14 protein-coding genes are annotated in these 15,553 nt (G+C 71.4%); 7 read left to right on the forward strand and 7 right to left on the reverse strand.

Annotation, left to right across the window (positions count from 1 at the left end):
* Positions 1-83: 83 nt before the first annotated feature.
* A complete protein-coding gene (locus ACFWX1_RS03005; RefSeq protein WP_378383212.1) occupies positions 84-821 on the forward strand; it encodes a 3-oxoacyl-ACP reductase family protein in 738 nt (245 codons plus the stop codon).
* Here the strand turns inward: ACFWX1_RS03005 and ACFWX1_RS03010 are convergent.
* Positions 818-1,555: a TetR/AcrR family transcriptional regulator gene (locus ACFWX1_RS03010; RefSeq protein WP_378383214.1), complete on the reverse strand. Its 738-nt coding sequence runs from the start codon at positions 1,553-1,555 to the stop codon at positions 818-820. The genes ACFWX1_RS03005 and ACFWX1_RS03010 overlap by 4 nt on opposite strands.
* The gene (locus ACFWX1_RS03015; protein WP_378383216.1) at positions 1,552-1,707 is read right to left on the reverse strand and encodes a hypothetical protein; all 156 of its coding nucleotides are present in this window, start codon (positions 1,705-1,707) and stop codon (positions 1,552-1,554) included. Before ACFWX1_RS03015 ends, ACFWX1_RS03010 begins: the two co-directional genes overlap by 4 nt.
* Positions 1,708-2,079: 372 nt before the next feature.
* On the opposite strand from ACFWX1_RS03015, the gene ACFWX1_RS03020 reads away from it, so the two are divergent.
* Genes ACFWX1_RS03020 through ptsP form a run of 3 tightly spaced genes read left to right on the forward strand, consistent with a single transcriptional unit; the run spans position 2,080 to position 5,373 of the window.
* Positions 2,080-2,955 carry a ribokinase gene (locus ACFWX1_RS03020; protein ID WP_378383218.1) on the forward strand — a complete coding sequence of 292 codons (876 nt, stop codon included), beginning with the start codon at positions 2,080-2,082 and terminating at the stop codon, positions 2,953-2,955.
* Positions 2,956-2,984: 29 nt separating this feature from the next.
* Complete coding sequence (locus ACFWX1_RS03025; RefSeq protein WP_378383220.1) at positions 2,985-3,710, forward strand: hypothetical protein; 726 nt, start codon at positions 2,985-2,987, stop codon at positions 3,708-3,710.
* Positions 3,703-5,373: a phosphoenolpyruvate--protein phosphotransferase gene (ptsP, locus tag ACFWX1_RS03030; RefSeq protein WP_378383222.1), complete on the forward strand. Its 1,671-nt coding sequence runs from the start codon at positions 3,703-3,705 to the stop codon at positions 5,371-5,373. The genes ACFWX1_RS03025 and ptsP overlap by 8 nt, the downstream gene beginning before the upstream one ends.
* A gap of 320 nt (positions 5,374-5,693) precedes the next feature.
* On the opposite strand, the gene ACFWX1_RS03035 is transcribed toward ptsP, so the two are convergent.
* Complete coding sequence (locus ACFWX1_RS03035) at positions 5,694-5,867, reverse strand: hypothetical protein (RefSeq protein ID WP_378383224.1); 174 nt, start codon at positions 5,865-5,867, stop codon at positions 5,694-5,696.
* Between the two features lie 56 nt (positions 5,868-5,923).
* Positions 5,924-6,577 (reverse strand): DUF1707 domain-containing protein, encoded by a 654-nt coding sequence (locus ACFWX1_RS03040; RefSeq protein ID WP_378383225.1) that lies wholly within the window; start codon positions 6,575-6,577, stop codon positions 5,924-5,926.
* A gap of 27 nt (positions 6,578-6,604) precedes the next feature.
* On the opposite strand from ACFWX1_RS03040, the gene ACFWX1_RS03045 reads away from it, so the two are divergent.
* Positions 6,605-7,687 (forward strand): hypothetical protein, encoded by a 1,083-nt coding sequence (locus ACFWX1_RS03045; protein WP_378383227.1) that lies wholly within the window; start codon positions 6,605-6,607, stop codon positions 7,685-7,687.
* 3 nt (positions 7,688-7,690) lie between these two features.
* Here the strand turns inward: ACFWX1_RS03045 and ACFWX1_RS03050 are convergent, their stop codons facing one another.
* The 3 genes from ACFWX1_RS03050 to ACFWX1_RS03060 are packed head-to-tail and all read right to left on the reverse strand — an operon-like array spanning position 7,691 to position 10,706.
* Entirely contained in the window at positions 7,691-8,362 is a 672-nt protein-coding gene (locus ACFWX1_RS03050; protein WP_378383229.1) for a response regulator, read from the reverse strand.
* Complete coding sequence (gene macS, locus ACFWX1_RS03055) at positions 8,359-9,495, reverse strand: MacS family sensor histidine kinase (protein ID WP_378383231.1); 1,137 nt, start codon at positions 9,493-9,495, stop codon at positions 8,359-8,361. Before macS ends, ACFWX1_RS03050 begins: the two co-directional genes overlap by 4 nt.
* Positions 9,492-10,706 carry an AI-2E family transporter gene (locus ACFWX1_RS03060; RefSeq protein ID WP_378383233.1) on the reverse strand — a complete coding sequence of 405 codons (1,215 nt, stop codon included), beginning with the start codon at positions 10,704-10,706 and terminating at the stop codon, positions 9,492-9,494. The genes macS and ACFWX1_RS03060 overlap by 4 nt, the downstream gene beginning before the upstream one ends.
* A gap of 346 nt (positions 10,707-11,052) precedes the next feature.
* Between ACFWX1_RS03060 and ACFWX1_RS03065 the strand changes: the two genes are divergently transcribed.
* Together ACFWX1_RS03065 and ACFWX1_RS03070 are read left to right on the forward strand one after the other, a co-directional pair.
* Positions 11,053-12,147 carry a hypothetical protein gene (locus tag ACFWX1_RS03065; RefSeq protein WP_378383235.1) on the forward strand — a complete coding sequence of 365 codons (1,095 nt, stop codon included), beginning with the start codon at positions 11,053-11,055 and terminating at the stop codon, positions 12,145-12,147.
* Positions 12,148-12,352: 205 nt separating this feature from the next.
* A complete protein-coding gene (locus tag ACFWX1_RS03070) occupies positions 12,353-15,415 on the forward strand; it encodes a beta strand repeat-containing protein (RefSeq protein ID WP_378383237.1) in 3,063 nt (1,020 codons plus the stop codon).
* Positions 15,416-15,553 lie beyond the last annotated feature (138 nt).

The raw sequence follows: 15,553 nt of genomic DNA on the forward strand, positions 1-15,553 counted from the left end.
ACGGCCGAAAGGTGCCAGCTTCCCTTCGCGGATCCCGATTCGATGGAGCGGTAAGGAAAAACGCACATCGAAGGAGTACGGGGATGACGCTCGACGGCAAGGTGGCGCTGGTGACCGGCGGCAGCCGCGGCATTGGGGCGGCCACCGCGCTGCGGCTCGCCGAGGAAGGCGCCGACGTCGCGCTGACGTACGCGGCCAACGGCGAGAAAGCGGCCGGGATCGTGGACCGGATCAAGGCGCTCGGCCGCCGCGCACTGGCCGTGCAGGCCGACAGCGCGGACGCCGGCGCGGTGGCCAGGGCGGTCGACGCCACGGTCGCCGAGTTCGGCAGGCTCGACATCCTGGTCAACAACGCGGGCATCGGCTTCGTCGGTCCGCTGGAGGCGACCGGCATCGAAGACGTGGACAGGGTGCTCGCGGTCAACGTCCGGGGCGTGTTCGCGGCGATCAAGGCGGCCGCCGGTCACCTCGGGGACGGCGGTCGCGTGATCACCATCGGCAGCTGCGTGGCCGAGCGCGTTCCCGGCCCGGGAATGACGCTGTACGCGCTGAGCAAGACGGCCATGGTCGGGCTCACCAAGGGGCTCGCCCGTGAGCTCGGCCCGCGGGGCATCACGGTGAACCTCGTCCAGCCCGGCCCGACCGACACCGACATGAACCCGGCCGACGGCCCGTACGCCGCCGACCAGCGTTCCCTGACGGTGTTCGACCGGTACGGCGAGGCAGGCGAAGTCGCGAACACGGTGGCGTTCCTCGCTGCGCCGGCCAGCGGCTACGTCACCGCCGCGATCCTGTCGGTCGACGGCGGCCACGCCGCCTAGTCGAGCGAGAGCCCGATCTCCCGCGCCAGATCGGCGAGTGTCGAGTCGAACAGGACGTCCGGCTTCGACACCGGGATCGGGTAGTTGCCGAAGACCTCGAGCGTGACGTGCCCGTAGAGCCGGGCCCAGAACTGGATCATCAGGTACGTCACGCCGAGGTCGAGCTTCTCGGCCGGGAGGTCGAGCCCCGATTCGGTGAGCACGGCGAGGAGCTCACGCTGGAAGAGGGCCAGGTCGTCGCGGATTTCGGGCGGGATCACGTCGGGCGGCGGGGTCATGATGTCGTGCGTGGCCAGCACCCGGCTCGCGGCGGCGAGGAAGATGCGCCCGAACGGCTCGCCGAAGCGCCGCAGCGCGCTCGCCGCCCCGGTGCCCACGCCGCCCGTCGGCGACGCGAACACCAGTGTGAACTCCTTGGTGTGCGTCAGCGCCCAGCGCCGGAACCCCTTGCAGATCGCGAACAACTGCAGCGTGCCGTCGTCGGGCAGGTCGGCGATTTCGTCGGCCAGTTCGTCGGCGAGATCCGCGCAGACGTCGAGCCGCAGATTCTCGACGAGGTCGTCCCGCGATTCGTAGTACCGGTAGAGGGCGGGCGCGGTGATCCCGAGCTCGCGGGCGATCGCCCGCAGGGTGACCGCCTCCGGTCCTTGCTCGACCAGCAGCGCACGGGCGGTCCGCCGGATGTCCTGCTCGGTCGCTGCCCGCGCGCGACCCCGTCGGGTGGGGTGGCTCATCCGGACATTCTAGGTGGCAGCGCGGCCGAGCTGATCAGGAACGTGCCGTCAAGGGGCGAGCAATCGCGCCTGTCATCCAGCAAAAGCCGAAAGTCGCGAATCTCGCGACGAGATATGGCGTACACCGCGCGTTTCCCGTCGAAGAAAGTCATACCCGAAAGCTACGAACTGGGTGTGACAGTCGGCGCCAGGATGTCCACCGAAGTGGAGTAGCGAAAACCGGGGCGCCGCCGGTGCCGATCACTCGGGGGGCTACGTGATCGGCACCGGCGACCCGATGCCCTGCCCGGTTTCTCAGGCCGGTTCGGGCAACGTCACCGCTTTGCCGCGGCAACGCATCAAGAGAGCGGCAGTCGCTCGTCGAAGTGACGCCTGGGGGACTCAGTTCCCCCGATCGAGTGAGTGGCTGGCCGCTGCACGACTGATTGTCGCACCGTGCGGCGGATAAGTTACAAAAACCTTCATCTTCCCAGGACTGGTGGTTGCCGCTCAACGGGAATGGCACGCATGGCAGAGTTGGGGCCATGTGTGCCGACGTACTGATCGTGGGGCCCGCGAACGCCGATCTGGTCGTTCCGGTCGAGCGCAGGCCGGGCGGCGGCGAGACCGTTCTCGGCGGCGACACGGCCATTTTCCCCGGCGGCAAGGGAGCCAACACGGCGGTCGCGGCCGGTCGGCTCGGCGCGGACGTCGCGTTGCTCGGTGCGGTCGGCGACGATTCCTACGGTGCGCTGCTGCTCGAGTCGCTGCGCGAGGCCGGGGTGTCCACGGAGCTGGTCCGGACCAGTGATCGTCCGACCGGAATCGCCTACATCACGGTGACACCGGACGGCGAAAACGCGATTCTCGTGTCCCCCGGCGCCAATTCCAGCCTGCGGCCAGAAGACGTCGACAGCGCTCTCGACGGCGTCAAGGTGTTGGTGGCCTCGCTCGAGTTGCCGGTGCCGACCATCGAGCACGCGGTCGCGGCGGCCGCGGCGAAGGGTGTGCGAGTCCTGCTCAACCTCTCACCGGTCGCCGAAGTCTCCCGCGAAACACTCGCCGCGCTCGACGTCCTGCTGGTCAACGAGCACGAGGCCGCCTGGCTACTCGGCGAGGAACCGGGCGCGGATCCGCGGCGGCTGCTCGAACGCGGTCCGCGCGCCGCGGTCGTCACCCTTGGCGCGGCCGGAGTGGTCGTGGTCGAGAGCGAGAACGTCACCGAGGTGGCGTCGCCCAAGGTCGAGCCGGTCGACACCACGGGAGCCGGGGACGCCTTCGCCGGCGCGCTCGCCGCGTCGCTCGCGGCGGGGTCCGGACTTGTCGACGCGGCCCGGCGCGCGGTCAAGGTCGCCGCGGTCAGCGTCACCCGCCACGGCGCCCAGCCCTCCTATCCCACCGCCGCCGAACTGGGGGAATGACCCGCTGGGCCGGGGACGTTGGACCCTGCATGACCGCGGATTCCTTCGGCTCGGCGTGGTGGCGTGGCCACCTCGCCCAGCGTGCGCGCCGGCGCGAAGACCTGGCGATCATGCCGCTCGACGAGACGCTGGCGGCGCTCGGCAGACAGAGCGAAGCGGACGAGGGCGAGCGGGACGTCGTGCTCGACGCTGTGGTGGGGACGGTTGCCAGGGTGGGTGACTTCGACCGGGAATTCCGGCCGCGCAACCGCGCGCTGAAGGAACGCTGGGAGGCGCTGGCTGGGACGTCGGCCGATCTGCCGCCGGTGCGGCTGGTCCGGATCGGCGAGCTGTACTTCGTCGAGGACGGCCACCACCGCGTGTCGATCTCCCGGGTCCGCGGGGCCGCGACGATCCGGGCGCGGGTGCGGAAGATCTGCACGATCGCGTTCCTGGAGCGGTGCATCACCCTCGCGCACCTGCCGCAGAAGTCGGCCGAGCGCAGATTCCTCGAGCGCGTTCCGCTCGCCGACGACGTCCGCACCAGGCTGTGGCTCGACGACCCGGCAGACTGGCTCCGCCTTGCCGACGCGGCCGAAGCGTGGGGATTTCGACGGGGACTGGCGGGAAAACCGGTGCGGACCAGGGAGGAGCTCGCCGAGGCCTGGTGGCACGAGGAGGTGCGGCCGGTACTCGACCGGGTGCGATCGGAAGGCCGGTGCGCTCCACCCCGCGAGATCGCCGCCTACTTGAGCTATGGTCTAGACCATGTCTGAGTCGGATGCCGCCTCCGCGGTGGGAAGTACGTCGGCGGGATCGTCGCTGACCGGAGTAGCCGTCAGCCCCGGTCGTGCCAGTGGTCCCGTTGTCCGCGTCGCCGAGCCGCTGGGTGAACCCGCCGCGACGCCCGCGCCCGCCGACCCGGCGGCCGAGGCGGCCCGCATCGCGCCCGCCGCGCAGGCCGTCGCCGCACGGCTGGAGAAGCAGGCCGAGAGCGCGACCGGCGAGGCCGCGACGATCCTGATCACGACCGCCGCGATGGCCGCCGACCCGGCACTCGCCTCGCAGGCCGAACAGCTGGTCAAGACGCAGAACCTGCCCGCCGCCCGTGCCGTCCACCAGGCCGCGGAGAAGTTCGCCGAGGCGCTGGCCGCGGCCGGTGGGTACATGGCCGAACGGGTCCGCGACATCCGGGACGTCCGCGACCGGCTCGTCGCCGAACTGCTCGGCATCGCCCCGCCGGGCGTGCCCGAGCTGACCTCGCCCAGCGTGCTGGTGGCGCGCGACCTCGCCCCGGCCGACACCGCGGGCCTCGACCCGGCGAAGGTGCTCGCGCTCGTCACCGAGGAGGGCGGGCCGACCAGCCATACCGCCATCCTCGCCCGCGCGCTCGGCATTCCCGCGGTGGTCGCCGTGCGCGGGCTGCTGGCGCTCGACGCCGCCGCGTTGGCTGTCGACGGCGACACCGGAACGGTCCGGCTCGCCGATCCGGCCGCGCCGATCGTGACCGCGGCCGCGCTCGGCCAGGTCGAGTGGAACGGCACCGGCGCGACCGCCGACGGCCACCGCGTCAAGGTCTACGGCAACGTCGGCTCGGCCACCGACGCGCAGGCCGCAGCCGACGCGGGCGCCGAGGGCGTCGGCCTGTTCCGCACCGAATTCTGCTATCTCGACGCGCCCAGTGAGCCTTCCGTCGAGGAACAACGGAAGGCCTACACCGCGGTGCTGGCGCCGTTCCGCGGCAAGCCCGTCATCGTCCGGACCCTGGACGCCGGCGCCGACAAGCCGCTCGCCTTCCTCTCCCCCGAGGCCGAGCCGAACCCGGCGCTCGGCGTGCGCGGCCTGCGGATCGCGTTCGACCGCCCGGACGTCCTCGACCGGCAGCTCGAAGCCATCGCGGGCGCCGCACAGGACTCCGGCGCCGAGGTGTCGGTCATGGCGCCGATGGTCGCGACCGCCGAGGAAGCCGCCTGGTTCGCCGAGCGCGTCCGCGCGGCGGGCATCGCACGCGCCGGGGTGATGATCGAAATCCCGGCGGCCGCGCTGACCGCCCGGGAGATCCTCGACGCGGTCGACTTCGTGTCGGTCGGTACCAACGATCTCGCGCAGTACACGTTCGCCGCCGATCGGCAGCTCGGCGCGGTCGCGAAGCTCAACGACCCGTGGCAGCCCGGCCTGCTTCGCCTGCTGCGATTCATCGGCGACGCGGCGAAGGCGACCGGCAAGCCCGCCGGGGTCTGCGGCGAGGCCGCGGCCGATCCGCGCCTTGCTCTCGTGCTCGCCGGATTGGGCCTGACCAGCCTGTCGATGAACGCGCCCGCCGTGCGGGCGGTTGGTGCCTCGCTCGCGTCGGCGACCCTGGCCGAATGCGAGACGCTCGCCGCCGCCGCGCTGGCCGCCGCCGACCCCGCCGCGGCCAGGGCAGCCACCGCCCGCTGACCTCGGCGGCGGGAGCAAGGGACCTTTACTCACGCTTCGGGCACTGCGCCGGGGACGTGCTGACGGACGCTGTCGGTGCACGGACCGCCAATGCCAGGGACTTGAGTGGTGGCACCTGAGATCCCAGAATCGTCCACAAAGGACGCTTCGGTGGTCGAATTGCCCGGTTCTCTGCCCTTTGTCGGTGTCTGCAAGTCCGTGAAGGCCCCCTTGAGGGACTTAGAGTCCGTGAAGGGGGCCTTCACGGACCGACCCACCCGATTCCTGCCTCGCACCTCCGAGAAAAGCGGCCGCGGGCCTTCGAACTGCGCAAATACGCTTCACGCCGCACTCAAGCCGCCCACGAAGTTCCTGGCATTCTCGGTGGGCATCGCGACCGTCGGCACGGCGGGCAACGCCGTCGCCCGCGCGAGGATCGCCGACGCGGTCCCGGCGCCCGAGGCCTTCACGAGCGGCCTGAACGTGGTGGCCGTGATCAGCGCGATCGTGCTCACCGTCGTCGCCGGTTTCGTGTGCCGGTACCTGCGTCAGCAGCGGCCGCTGAGCACGCTCAGCCGAAGATGCCGCGGCGCGGATTCCGGACGACCAGCCCGCCGCCGTGGACTCGGCCCGTGAGCACGAAGAGCGGGTTTCCCTGGCGGCCGTTCGAATAGGTCTTGTCCTCGATCGAACCGAACTTGGCCTCGCCGATGCTGTTCATGTCGACCGCCGCGTGCTGCGGGATGATGATCTCCACCGAGCCCCATTTGCAGTCGATGTGGATCTGCACCACCCGGTGCGGGATCTCCGCCTGGCTGAAGTCGAGCTTCGTGCCCCCGTACTTGTTGCGGACGACCAGTTCGGCGGGCACCAGCCACGGGCCCTGGCGCAGGATCGACCCGTACTTCGACTGCAGCACCACCGCCTGGCCGAAGGTCGGGAGCATCGCGGGCGGCGCGTACTGGCTCGGCACCGGCGCCGTCGCGGCGTCCGGGTGCACCAGGCCGGGCAGGTCGGCGAGGACCGCGTTCAGGTCGCCCCGGGTCCGCGCGGCGAGCGCGCGGTCGGTCCGTTCGGTGAACTCGTCGAGGTCGAGCATGCCGCGCCCGATCGCCTTCTGCAGGACCTCGACCACATGTTCCCGCTCGCTGTCGGACACCCGCAGGTCGCGCGGGCCCAACGGCTTCGTCTCGGTCACGGTCTCGGTTGCCTCTTCCTCGCCCATGGTCACGATGGTAAAACCCTGATTGCCATGGGAGATCGGGGAAAAACCCTGAACGGACCCGTAATTCGCGCGCTCGCTGCGGTCATCGCGGCGGGCTTCGTGCTGGCCGGATGTACCACCGGTCCTCCGCCGTACGTGCCGCCCGCGACCTCGACGGCGTCACCGGCGCCAGGGCTCGCCGGAGTACCCGCGACGGGCGGGATCGGGGTCCGGCTTGTACTGCACACGTCGCCACCCGGCGTTTTCGACGCCGACACGGGCGCGCTCGTCCCGTTGAAGGGCGCGGCGGGAGGGCAACGGCTGACCTCGCTGCTGCGGGTGGGGACCACCCCGGTACTGCTCGACGCGCCGATGTGCACGGCCACGTGCGAGCCGTGGAACGTGTACGTCTACGCCGATCCCGGCAGCTCACCGCGCTCGTTGGGCAAGGCACGCAGCGCGGCGCCGGGAGCCGACCGGGAAAGCCTGTGGCTGATCCGTGAGGACGCTCCGGAGGATTGCCGTCTCCAGCGCGTCTCCCTGGCCGGGAAGGCGGCCGGCCCCGGTACGCCCGCCAGTTGCCGCACGATCGTCCGCCAGGAATCCGCACGCGGGCTCCTCATCACGGTCAACGGGGACGTCGCCCAGAGCGAGGACGTGCTGATCGACCCGGAAACCGGCCGGACCATCCACCAGTTCCCGCGGATCATGGCGATCGCGGGTGATCGGCTGCTGATCGGCGGGCTGATCGACTTCACCGTGCTCGACCTGCGCGACGGGACCCGGACGCAGCTCGCCCGGCCGGTGCCCAACGGCACGGCGAACGCGCTGCCCAGCCGCGACGGGCAGCTGGTCGCGGTGGAGTTCGGGGATCCGGCTTGGCACGGATCGAGCGTCCAGACGCGGGACGTGTGGCTGCTGGATCTCGGCGCGCCGACCTGGCGTCACGTGCCGTCGATGCCCTACGCGACGGCGAGCGGGCTCAAGCACTCCGGGCTCGACTGGAGCGACGCGGGCGATCTGGTGCTCGCCGACGACGTCGTCGGCGCCTGGCATCCTGGCGAGCCCGCATGGCGGCTCGGCAAGATGAAGCCGCCGGCCGAACGCGGCCAGACCATCGTGACGCTGTGAGCGCTACTCCGCGTCCAGTCCGTGTTCGATGGCGTAGCGGGCCAGTTCGACTCGGTTGTGCAGCTGGAGTTTCCGCAGTGTCGATTGCACGTGGTTCTCGACCGTGCGGTGCGAGAGCACCAGTTTCTCGGCGATCTGCCGGGCCGTCAGCCCCTTCGCGACCAGCCGCAGCACCTCGGTCTCGCGCTCGGTGAGCCGCGGCGGTTCGGCGCCCCCGGAGCCGTCCGCCGGGGCGTCGGCCATCCGCCGGTACTCGCCGAGCACCAGCCCGGCCAGTCCGGCGGTGAACACCGGATCGCCCGCCGCCGTCCGGCGCACCGCGTCCACCAGCTCGACCGCCGACGCCGATTTGACCAGGTAGCCGGACGCGCCCGCCTTCACCGCCTCGAGCACGTCGCTGTGCTCACCGCTCGCGGACAGCACCAGCACCTTGGTCTCGGGCAGCGCGGCGGTGATCTCCCTGGTCGCGTCGACTCCCGAGGTCTCCCCGAGGTTGAGGTCCATCAGCACGACGTCCGGGCGCACCGCCCGCGCGATCCGCAGCGCCGCCGGCGCGTCCGGGGCCGTCGCCCGGACGTCGAAACCGTGCTCGGCCAGGTCGCGTGCCACGCCGTCCCGCCAGATCGGGTGATCGTCGACCACCATCACCGACACCTTGCCCGGCTCGTCCGTCATCGTGTTCCCCTCCTGGTCGGGACCCTGACTTCCCACTCCGTGCCGCTGCCCGGCGCGGTGTCCAGCGCCGCGCTCCCGCCGAGATCGCGCACCCTCCCCCGGATGGACTCCACCACTCCCAGATGTCCCTGTGCCGCCGCGCGTTCCAGCGCGCCGTCGGGAATGCCGGGGCCGTCGTCGCGGATGCTCACCACGACCTCGCCCCCCAGATCCTCCAGCAACACCCACGCGTGCGCGTCCGGCCCCGCGTGTTTCTCCACATTGGACAGTGCCTCGCGGGTGACCGCGACCAGTTCGTCGGTGACGTGGGCGGGCAACTCGACCTCGCCCGCCGGTGTCGACACCTGTACCGACGGCGTCGCCAGCAACTGCAGCGCCGAGCGCAGATCGGTGGTGCCCCGGCCGCTCGGCTTCACCGGTTCCGTCGTCACCAGCGCGCGCAACGCGATCTCCTGCTCACCGGCCAGCCGGGCGAGTTCGGCCGCCTCGCCGCCGAGTTCACCACCGCGGCGGCGAACCCTGGCCAGCACCTGCAACACGCTGTCGTGGATCGTCCGTGCCAGCCGTTCCCGCTCCGCCGTCGCCGCTTCCGTCCGCAACGCTCGCGCCAACCGCTCCGCCGAGCGACGCGCCGTCGTCGCGGCCATCCCGACCAGCAGCGCGCTCGCGCACAACAGCACGCCGTCGCGGGCGACGTCGAGGTCGAACCGCATCCGCGCGAACCCGGTGCCGACGGCGATGACCAGCCCGGCCACCACACCGCCGGACGCGCCGAACCGCGCGCCCGCGGTGAGCGGCGCGACCGCCACCCACACCGTCGTGATGAGCGGCGCCGTCTTCGCGTACTGGGCGTCCGACAAGACCAGCGGCGAAGTCAGCATCAGCGCGCAGGTCAACAGCACGTCGACGACGACGAGGCCACGCCACCGTCCGGATTCGTAGGCGTAGAACACGCTCGTCACCAGCGTCCAGGCCGCCATCACGCCGAGGACCGTCCACGCCAGCCATTCCCGCTGGTACTCGGCCCGGTGCACGAAGACCGCGCCGACGGCGAACAGCAGCGTGACCACCCGCAGCACGATCACCCCACGCCACAGCGGTGTCGCCGGGTCGCGGGCGACCGGCGCGATCACGACTCGGTTTTCCCGGTGTCCGATTTCTTGCCCTTGTCGTCGGTCTCCGCGTGCGGGTCGGTGTCCGGGTTGGCCGCCGCGGTGTCCATCACGTCGACGGTGCCCGGATCCGTCTCGCCCTCGTGCAGGAAGGACCGGACGCCGGAATTCACCACGGCCAGCAGCGGCACCGCGAGCAGCGCGCCGGCGATCCCGGCCGCGACCAGGCCGGCGGTGATCGCGAGGACCACGGCCAGCGGGTGCAGCTTCACCGCGCGCCCGAGCAGCAGCGGCTGCAGGATGTGGCTCTCCAGCTGCATCACGCCGATGACGATGGCCAGCACGATGAGCGCGCCGACGAAGCCCTTGGTCACCAGCGCGACGAGCACCGCGACCCCGCCCGTGATGACGGCACCGATGATCGGGATGAACGCGCCGAGGAACACCAACGTCGCCAGCGGGACGACGAGCGGGACCCCCACGATCGCCAGTCCGATGCCGATGCCCACCGCGTCCACGACCGCGACCGCCGCGGTGGCACGGACGTAGCTGACGAGCGAGGCGAAGCCCCGGCGCCCGGCGACGTCGAACCGGCGGCGCACCTGCCGGGGGATGCCGCGGGTCAGGAACGTCCAGATGCCCTCGCCGCCGGTGAGGAAGAAGATCAGGATGAACAGCGTCAGCACGAAACCGGTGAGGATCTCGCCGACCGTGCCCGCTGTGGTCAGTGCCGTGGTGGTGATCGACAGCTGGTTCTTCTGCAGCAGGTCGATGGCCTGGTTGATGAAGTCCTGGATCTGTTCCTGCTTCAGATGCGGCGGCCCGTTGATGAGCCAGTTCTTGATCTGGTTCAGGCTTTCGGTGAGCTGTTTCTGCAGCTGCGGCATGCCGTCGGAGATCTGCGTGATGACGAACGTCAGCAGACCGCCGAGTACCGCGAGCGCGGCGATGATCATGATCCCGGTGGCCAGACCCCGCGGGACGCGCCATTTGACCAGCCGGGAGACCGCCGGGCCGAGCAGCGCCGCGAGCAGCAGCGCGATCGACAGCGGGACGACCACCACGCCGAGGTAGCCGATCAGCCAGACGACGGCGTAGAGCGCGGCGGCCACCACGATGAACCGCCACGCCAGTGCGGCGCTCACCCGCAGGCCACGGGGAATGAGCCCGATGATGTCCTCCGGCTCCGGCAGGAACGGTTCTTCGCGTCGCGCGCGCTGAGGCTGGCTCACCGGCCCACCGTATCGGTCGGCCGGATCTTCCCGGCTGATTTGGACACTGTCCCCGGCCGTGCCGTCGTCCGTTTTGCCTGGTGTGACGCGGCCTACAAGCCACTGTCGGTGACGACGTCACCCGACCGTGCGGTAACCGGGCCTTCGCCTGGATCGATGACGGACGGTTACATTCGAAAACACGCTGTGTTCATCACACGATGGTGGTATCAAGCCGTGTCGAGGATGCGAATCGACCTCCCGGGCTGATTGTCTCGGTCCCGCAACGGCGAGTGGAACTTCGAATTCCGCCCCGAAGCACTCATTCAGATCCGAAATTCGGCAAGGCAGACGAGGAGAAGCACGCGTGGCGAACGCAGCGGCGAACGAGAGGCGGGGCGCGAAGCGCTTCGGCCGTCTCGCGTCGCGTGCGCTGTTCGTCGTGGGTGGCGCCGTGGCGGGCACCGCCGCCGCGTGGCTCGTCTCCGGTGCTGCCGCTTCTGCTTCCTCCACGGCCGACGCCGTGCAGACGGGCACCGCCAGTGTCACCCCGGTCACCGACGCCACCACTGCCGGGCTGGGCGACGCGACCGGTGGCGCGTCCCGCTTCGCCGGTCAGGTCGCGGGTGCCGCGACCGGTGCCGTCGCCGGCCTCTCCTGCCAGCAGGACGCCACCACCTGGTCCATGCCGCAGACCGCGGGCGAGCCTGGCGGATCGCACACCGCCTGCGCGGTGGACGCGGCCCGCGAGGAGGCCACCGGCTCGCTGCGGCAGCACGGCACGCACCGCTCGATCGAGCAGAAGACCTCCGACCGCGTCACCGACGCCGTGTCCGGTCTCGCGAACGACGCGGTGGTGGCCCCGGCGGAGCGCACGCTCGGCGCGTTCGAGCACATCGCCCGCAAGCCGGAGGACACCCGCCAGGTCCTCGGCGACACCTTCACCCCCGCGCCGGGCGCGGAAGACTTCGGTCGCAAGGTCTGGCAGCTGCTCGACCCGAACGCCCACCACGACATCGTGCCCACGCTGCCCGCGCTCCCGGGTTCCCCGGTCGAGCCGGCCACCCCCGCCACCGGCGGCGCTCCCGGCCACGTTTCCGGTCCGGTCGAGCCCGCCACGGTCCAGCTTCCCGCCGCGCTCCAGGCCGCTTACGCGATGCAGGGCGCCACGCAGCACGTTTCCGATCTCGACGGTTCCGGCACCGAGCGGTCCTCCCGTAACGGGCACCGCGATCTGCCGTCGGCTCCGTTGTCGCCGGTGCAGCTTCCGCTCGCGCCGCCGTCCATCCCCACAGCCCCCGGTGGCGGTTCCGCTCCCGGTGGTCACCTCGACGGCATGACCTTCGGCGTTCCCGCCTGGGTCGCCGCCGCCGTCGACAACGCCGTCGCGGGTGCCACCCGCTCCGGCCTGCGGCACACGCCGCTTTCCCCGGGCCACCAGCCCGGCGTCACTCCCGACTGATTCACCTTCACCGCGGGGCAGCCGACGCGCCCTTCGCCGCCACCTTCTGATGTGCCGGTGACGCGTCCGCTCCTTCAGCCCCGCATACGCCGCGGCCGCTGATGCGCGCCCGCACCTTCTTTCCCCTATCGGTGCGTCTTCTTCTCGCGATGAGCCGCACCCCACAAGCCCGCAAGGGAACCCGAAATATAAGGAGAAAAACCCCATGCAGACCTGGGCAAAGCGCGGACTCCAGACCGCGTTGGTCACGGGTGGGTTGTTGATGCTGGGTACCGGCATCGCCTCGGCTGACGAGAACCCTGTCAGCCCCGACACCCCTGCCTCGCCGCTCGACCTGAACGTCACCGTTCCGATCGATGAAGCCAACAACGCGATCGGCACCCCCTTCGGGCAGGCCGACCTGCCCGCCGGGAAGACCGAGCTGAGCACCAAGCCGGTCACCAAGGCGGCGAACGAGGCCGCCAAGCAGATCGACCAGGCCAGCCCCATCAGCCAGAGCACCCTCGGCGGTGCCACCAAGGCTGACGGCGCGGGGGCCTTCACCCCGAGCGGCCACAACCTCAAGGGCAACAAGGTCGTCGGTGACGTCGTCGTCCCGATCCAGATCGTGGACAACGCGGTCGCCGTCCTCGGCGACGCGAAGGTCGAGGGTGGCAACCACCAGCAGACCTGGACCCACAACCAGGACGTCGACACCACCGGTGAGGGCTCCGGCCTCGCTGGGAACGTCGTCAACCTCGACTGGGCGGCCCCCGTCCAGCTCGCGGGCAACGGCGTCGGGCTCGCGGGCGGCAGCGGCCGCGTCAACGGCGGCTCGGCCAGCCAGAGCGCGACCGAGACCGGCAACACCACCACCAACGGCAACGACGCCAGCGCGTCGGGCAACGTGGTCGGCGGACAGCTGGCGACCCCGGTCCAGGTGACCGGCAACGCCGCGTCCTGGATCCTGGGCAACGCGCACAGCGAGGGCTACAACGCCGACACCTCGGCCACCTCCGGTGGCTGGATCAAGACTGCGGGCGACGAAGGCGCGGCCAGCGGCAACGTCGGCGCCGTGCCGGTCGCGCTGCCGGTGAAGTTCAACGACAACGCGGCGAGCGCGTGGGGCTCCAACGCCCACTCGAACTCGAACTCCACCGCGGACGCCAAGGCCGGGGACAAGACCCCCGGCTTCAAGGACACCCCGGCCTACGTCCAGACGACCGGGCAGAACTCCTTCGCGGACGGCACCGTGCTCGCGCCGCAGACCGCGGACGTCGCGAACGTCAGCAACGTGGCGGCGACCTGGATCGGCAACGCGGCCACCGGCAAGCCGGGGGCCATGGAGCGCCAGGCCAGCGGCAACACCACCGGCAGCAACGTCGACGCCGGCGGCTTCGTGCAGAGCACGGGCGACGGCGCCGCGGGTTCGGCGAACGTCGTCGACCCGGCGCTGGCCGCGCCGGTCGAGGTCACCTGCATCGGTGGCTCGCACATCGGTAACGCCAACGCCGCCGGGTGCGTCAACGACGTCACCGCGAACGCCGGCAACGGCAGCCACACCACCGGTGACAACTCGACGCTGACCGGCAACGTGGTCAACACGCAGGACGCGCTGGCCCCCGAGGTCTACGGCGTCGGCGGCTCGTTCATCGGGCAGGGCACCGCCTCGGCCACCGAGACGAAGAACGTCACGGCGGGCGCGTACGACGGCACCACCGGCAACGACTCCTCCGGGTCGGGCAACATTGTCCAGGTGCCGACAGCGGTTCCGACCGAGGTGCTCGGCACCGGCGGTTCGTTCATCGGCCAGGGCTCCGGCACCGCGCAGGAGACCAAGACCGTCTCCGGTGGCGGCGGCGGGAACACCAACGACGACAACGGTTTCCTCAGCTCCAACCTCGCCACCACGCCGGTCTCCCTGCCGGTTCAGGCGTTCGGCGTCGGCGGCACCTTCATCGGCCAGGGCCACGGCAAGGCCAGCGGCGACACCACCTCGAACGCGGGCGGCGACGTCCACGCGACCGGTGACAAGGGCGCCGGCGCGGGCAACCTGGTCCACGTGCCGGTGTCCGAGCCCACGCAGGTGCACGGCATCGGTGGTGCCCTCGCCGGCATCGGCACCGGCGCCAGCGACAACCTGACCGACTCCAAGGCCGGTGGCAAGGGCACCGCGAGCGGCAAGGACGGCGCGCTCGCGGGCAACATCGTGCAGGGCCCCATCGGCGGGTCCGTGCCGGTCGCCGGACACGGCGTCGGCGCCGCGGGTATCGGCCGTGGCACCAGCGTGAACGACGTCGTGTCGACCGCGGGTGGCGACTCGGCCACCAACGGTGACGGTGGCGCGATCGCCGGGGACATCGTCGGCGCCGAGGCGCTCCCGGTCGTCCCGGCCGCCAACGACGCGGTCTCCGGCGCGGGCGGCATCGCCCACGGCACCGGCACCGACACCACCAACAGCACCTCCGGTGGGAACCTGTCCACCTCGGGCGTCGAGGGCTCGCTGTCCGGCGACATCCTGGACATCCCGGCCGCCGCGGACCCGAAGGCCTTCGGCGACGCCGTGGCCGCGGTCGGTTCCGTGTCGAAGGCGCAGGCCGACAACCAGACCATCGGCCAGGTCGGCGGCGACGCCGTCACCGACGGTGACTCGGGCAGCCTGTCCGGTGTCAACCTGCACCACCCGCTGGTCCTGATCGTCCCGGCCGACGCCCTCGAGGTGCCGGTCCTGGCGAACGCGGACTCGGACACCAAGGACGTCACGTCGATCAACGGCGAGGACTCCTCGCTGCCGCTCGACCTGCCGAAGGGTTCCGAGCTGGGTGCCACCACCCTGCCCGCGCTGCCCGCCAACGGGGTGCCGGGCCTGCCGGGCGCGGCCCAGACGATGCCCGCCGCGGAGCGTGCGGACTCGCCGGTGAAGAGCACGCCGGTGCAGCTGTCCGGACTGGAGTCGATCCAGAAGCAGCTGGCGAACCTGGGCAACGCGGGTGGCAAGCTGAGCAACCTGGGTCACCTGGGCGGCGGCGCGCCGCAGCTGCCGACCCCGGCGCAGCGTGCCGACGAGGCCCCGGGCCTGTCCTCGGCCCCGGCCGCTCCGGCTCTGCCCGCGACCCCGGCCCTGCCGGGTGCGCCCGAACTGCACACCGCCAAGCTGCCCAGCCTGGAGGACGCGAAGTTCACCCCGAAGACGGAGACCCCGGCGCTGGCCACGGCCGACTCCTCGCCGCTGTCGATGTTCCGCGACCTGATCGCGAAGCTGACCGGCAAGTTCCACACCCAGGGCTGATAGCCGCAGGCTGAATCCCGGATAGAGGCGGGGGGGGGGGGGGGGGGGCCGCGGGGGCGGGGGGGGGGGGGGGGGGGGGCGGGGGGGGGGGGGGGTGCAAGCCCGGCGCCCAAGACCGGGCTGGCGGGGGGGGGCCCC

It is taken from the genome of Amycolatopsis sp. NPDC059021 (genome assembly GCF_042739895.1).
Taxonomy (GTDB): domain Bacteria; phylum Actinomycetota; class Actinomycetes; order Mycobacteriales; family Pseudonocardiaceae; genus Amycolatopsis.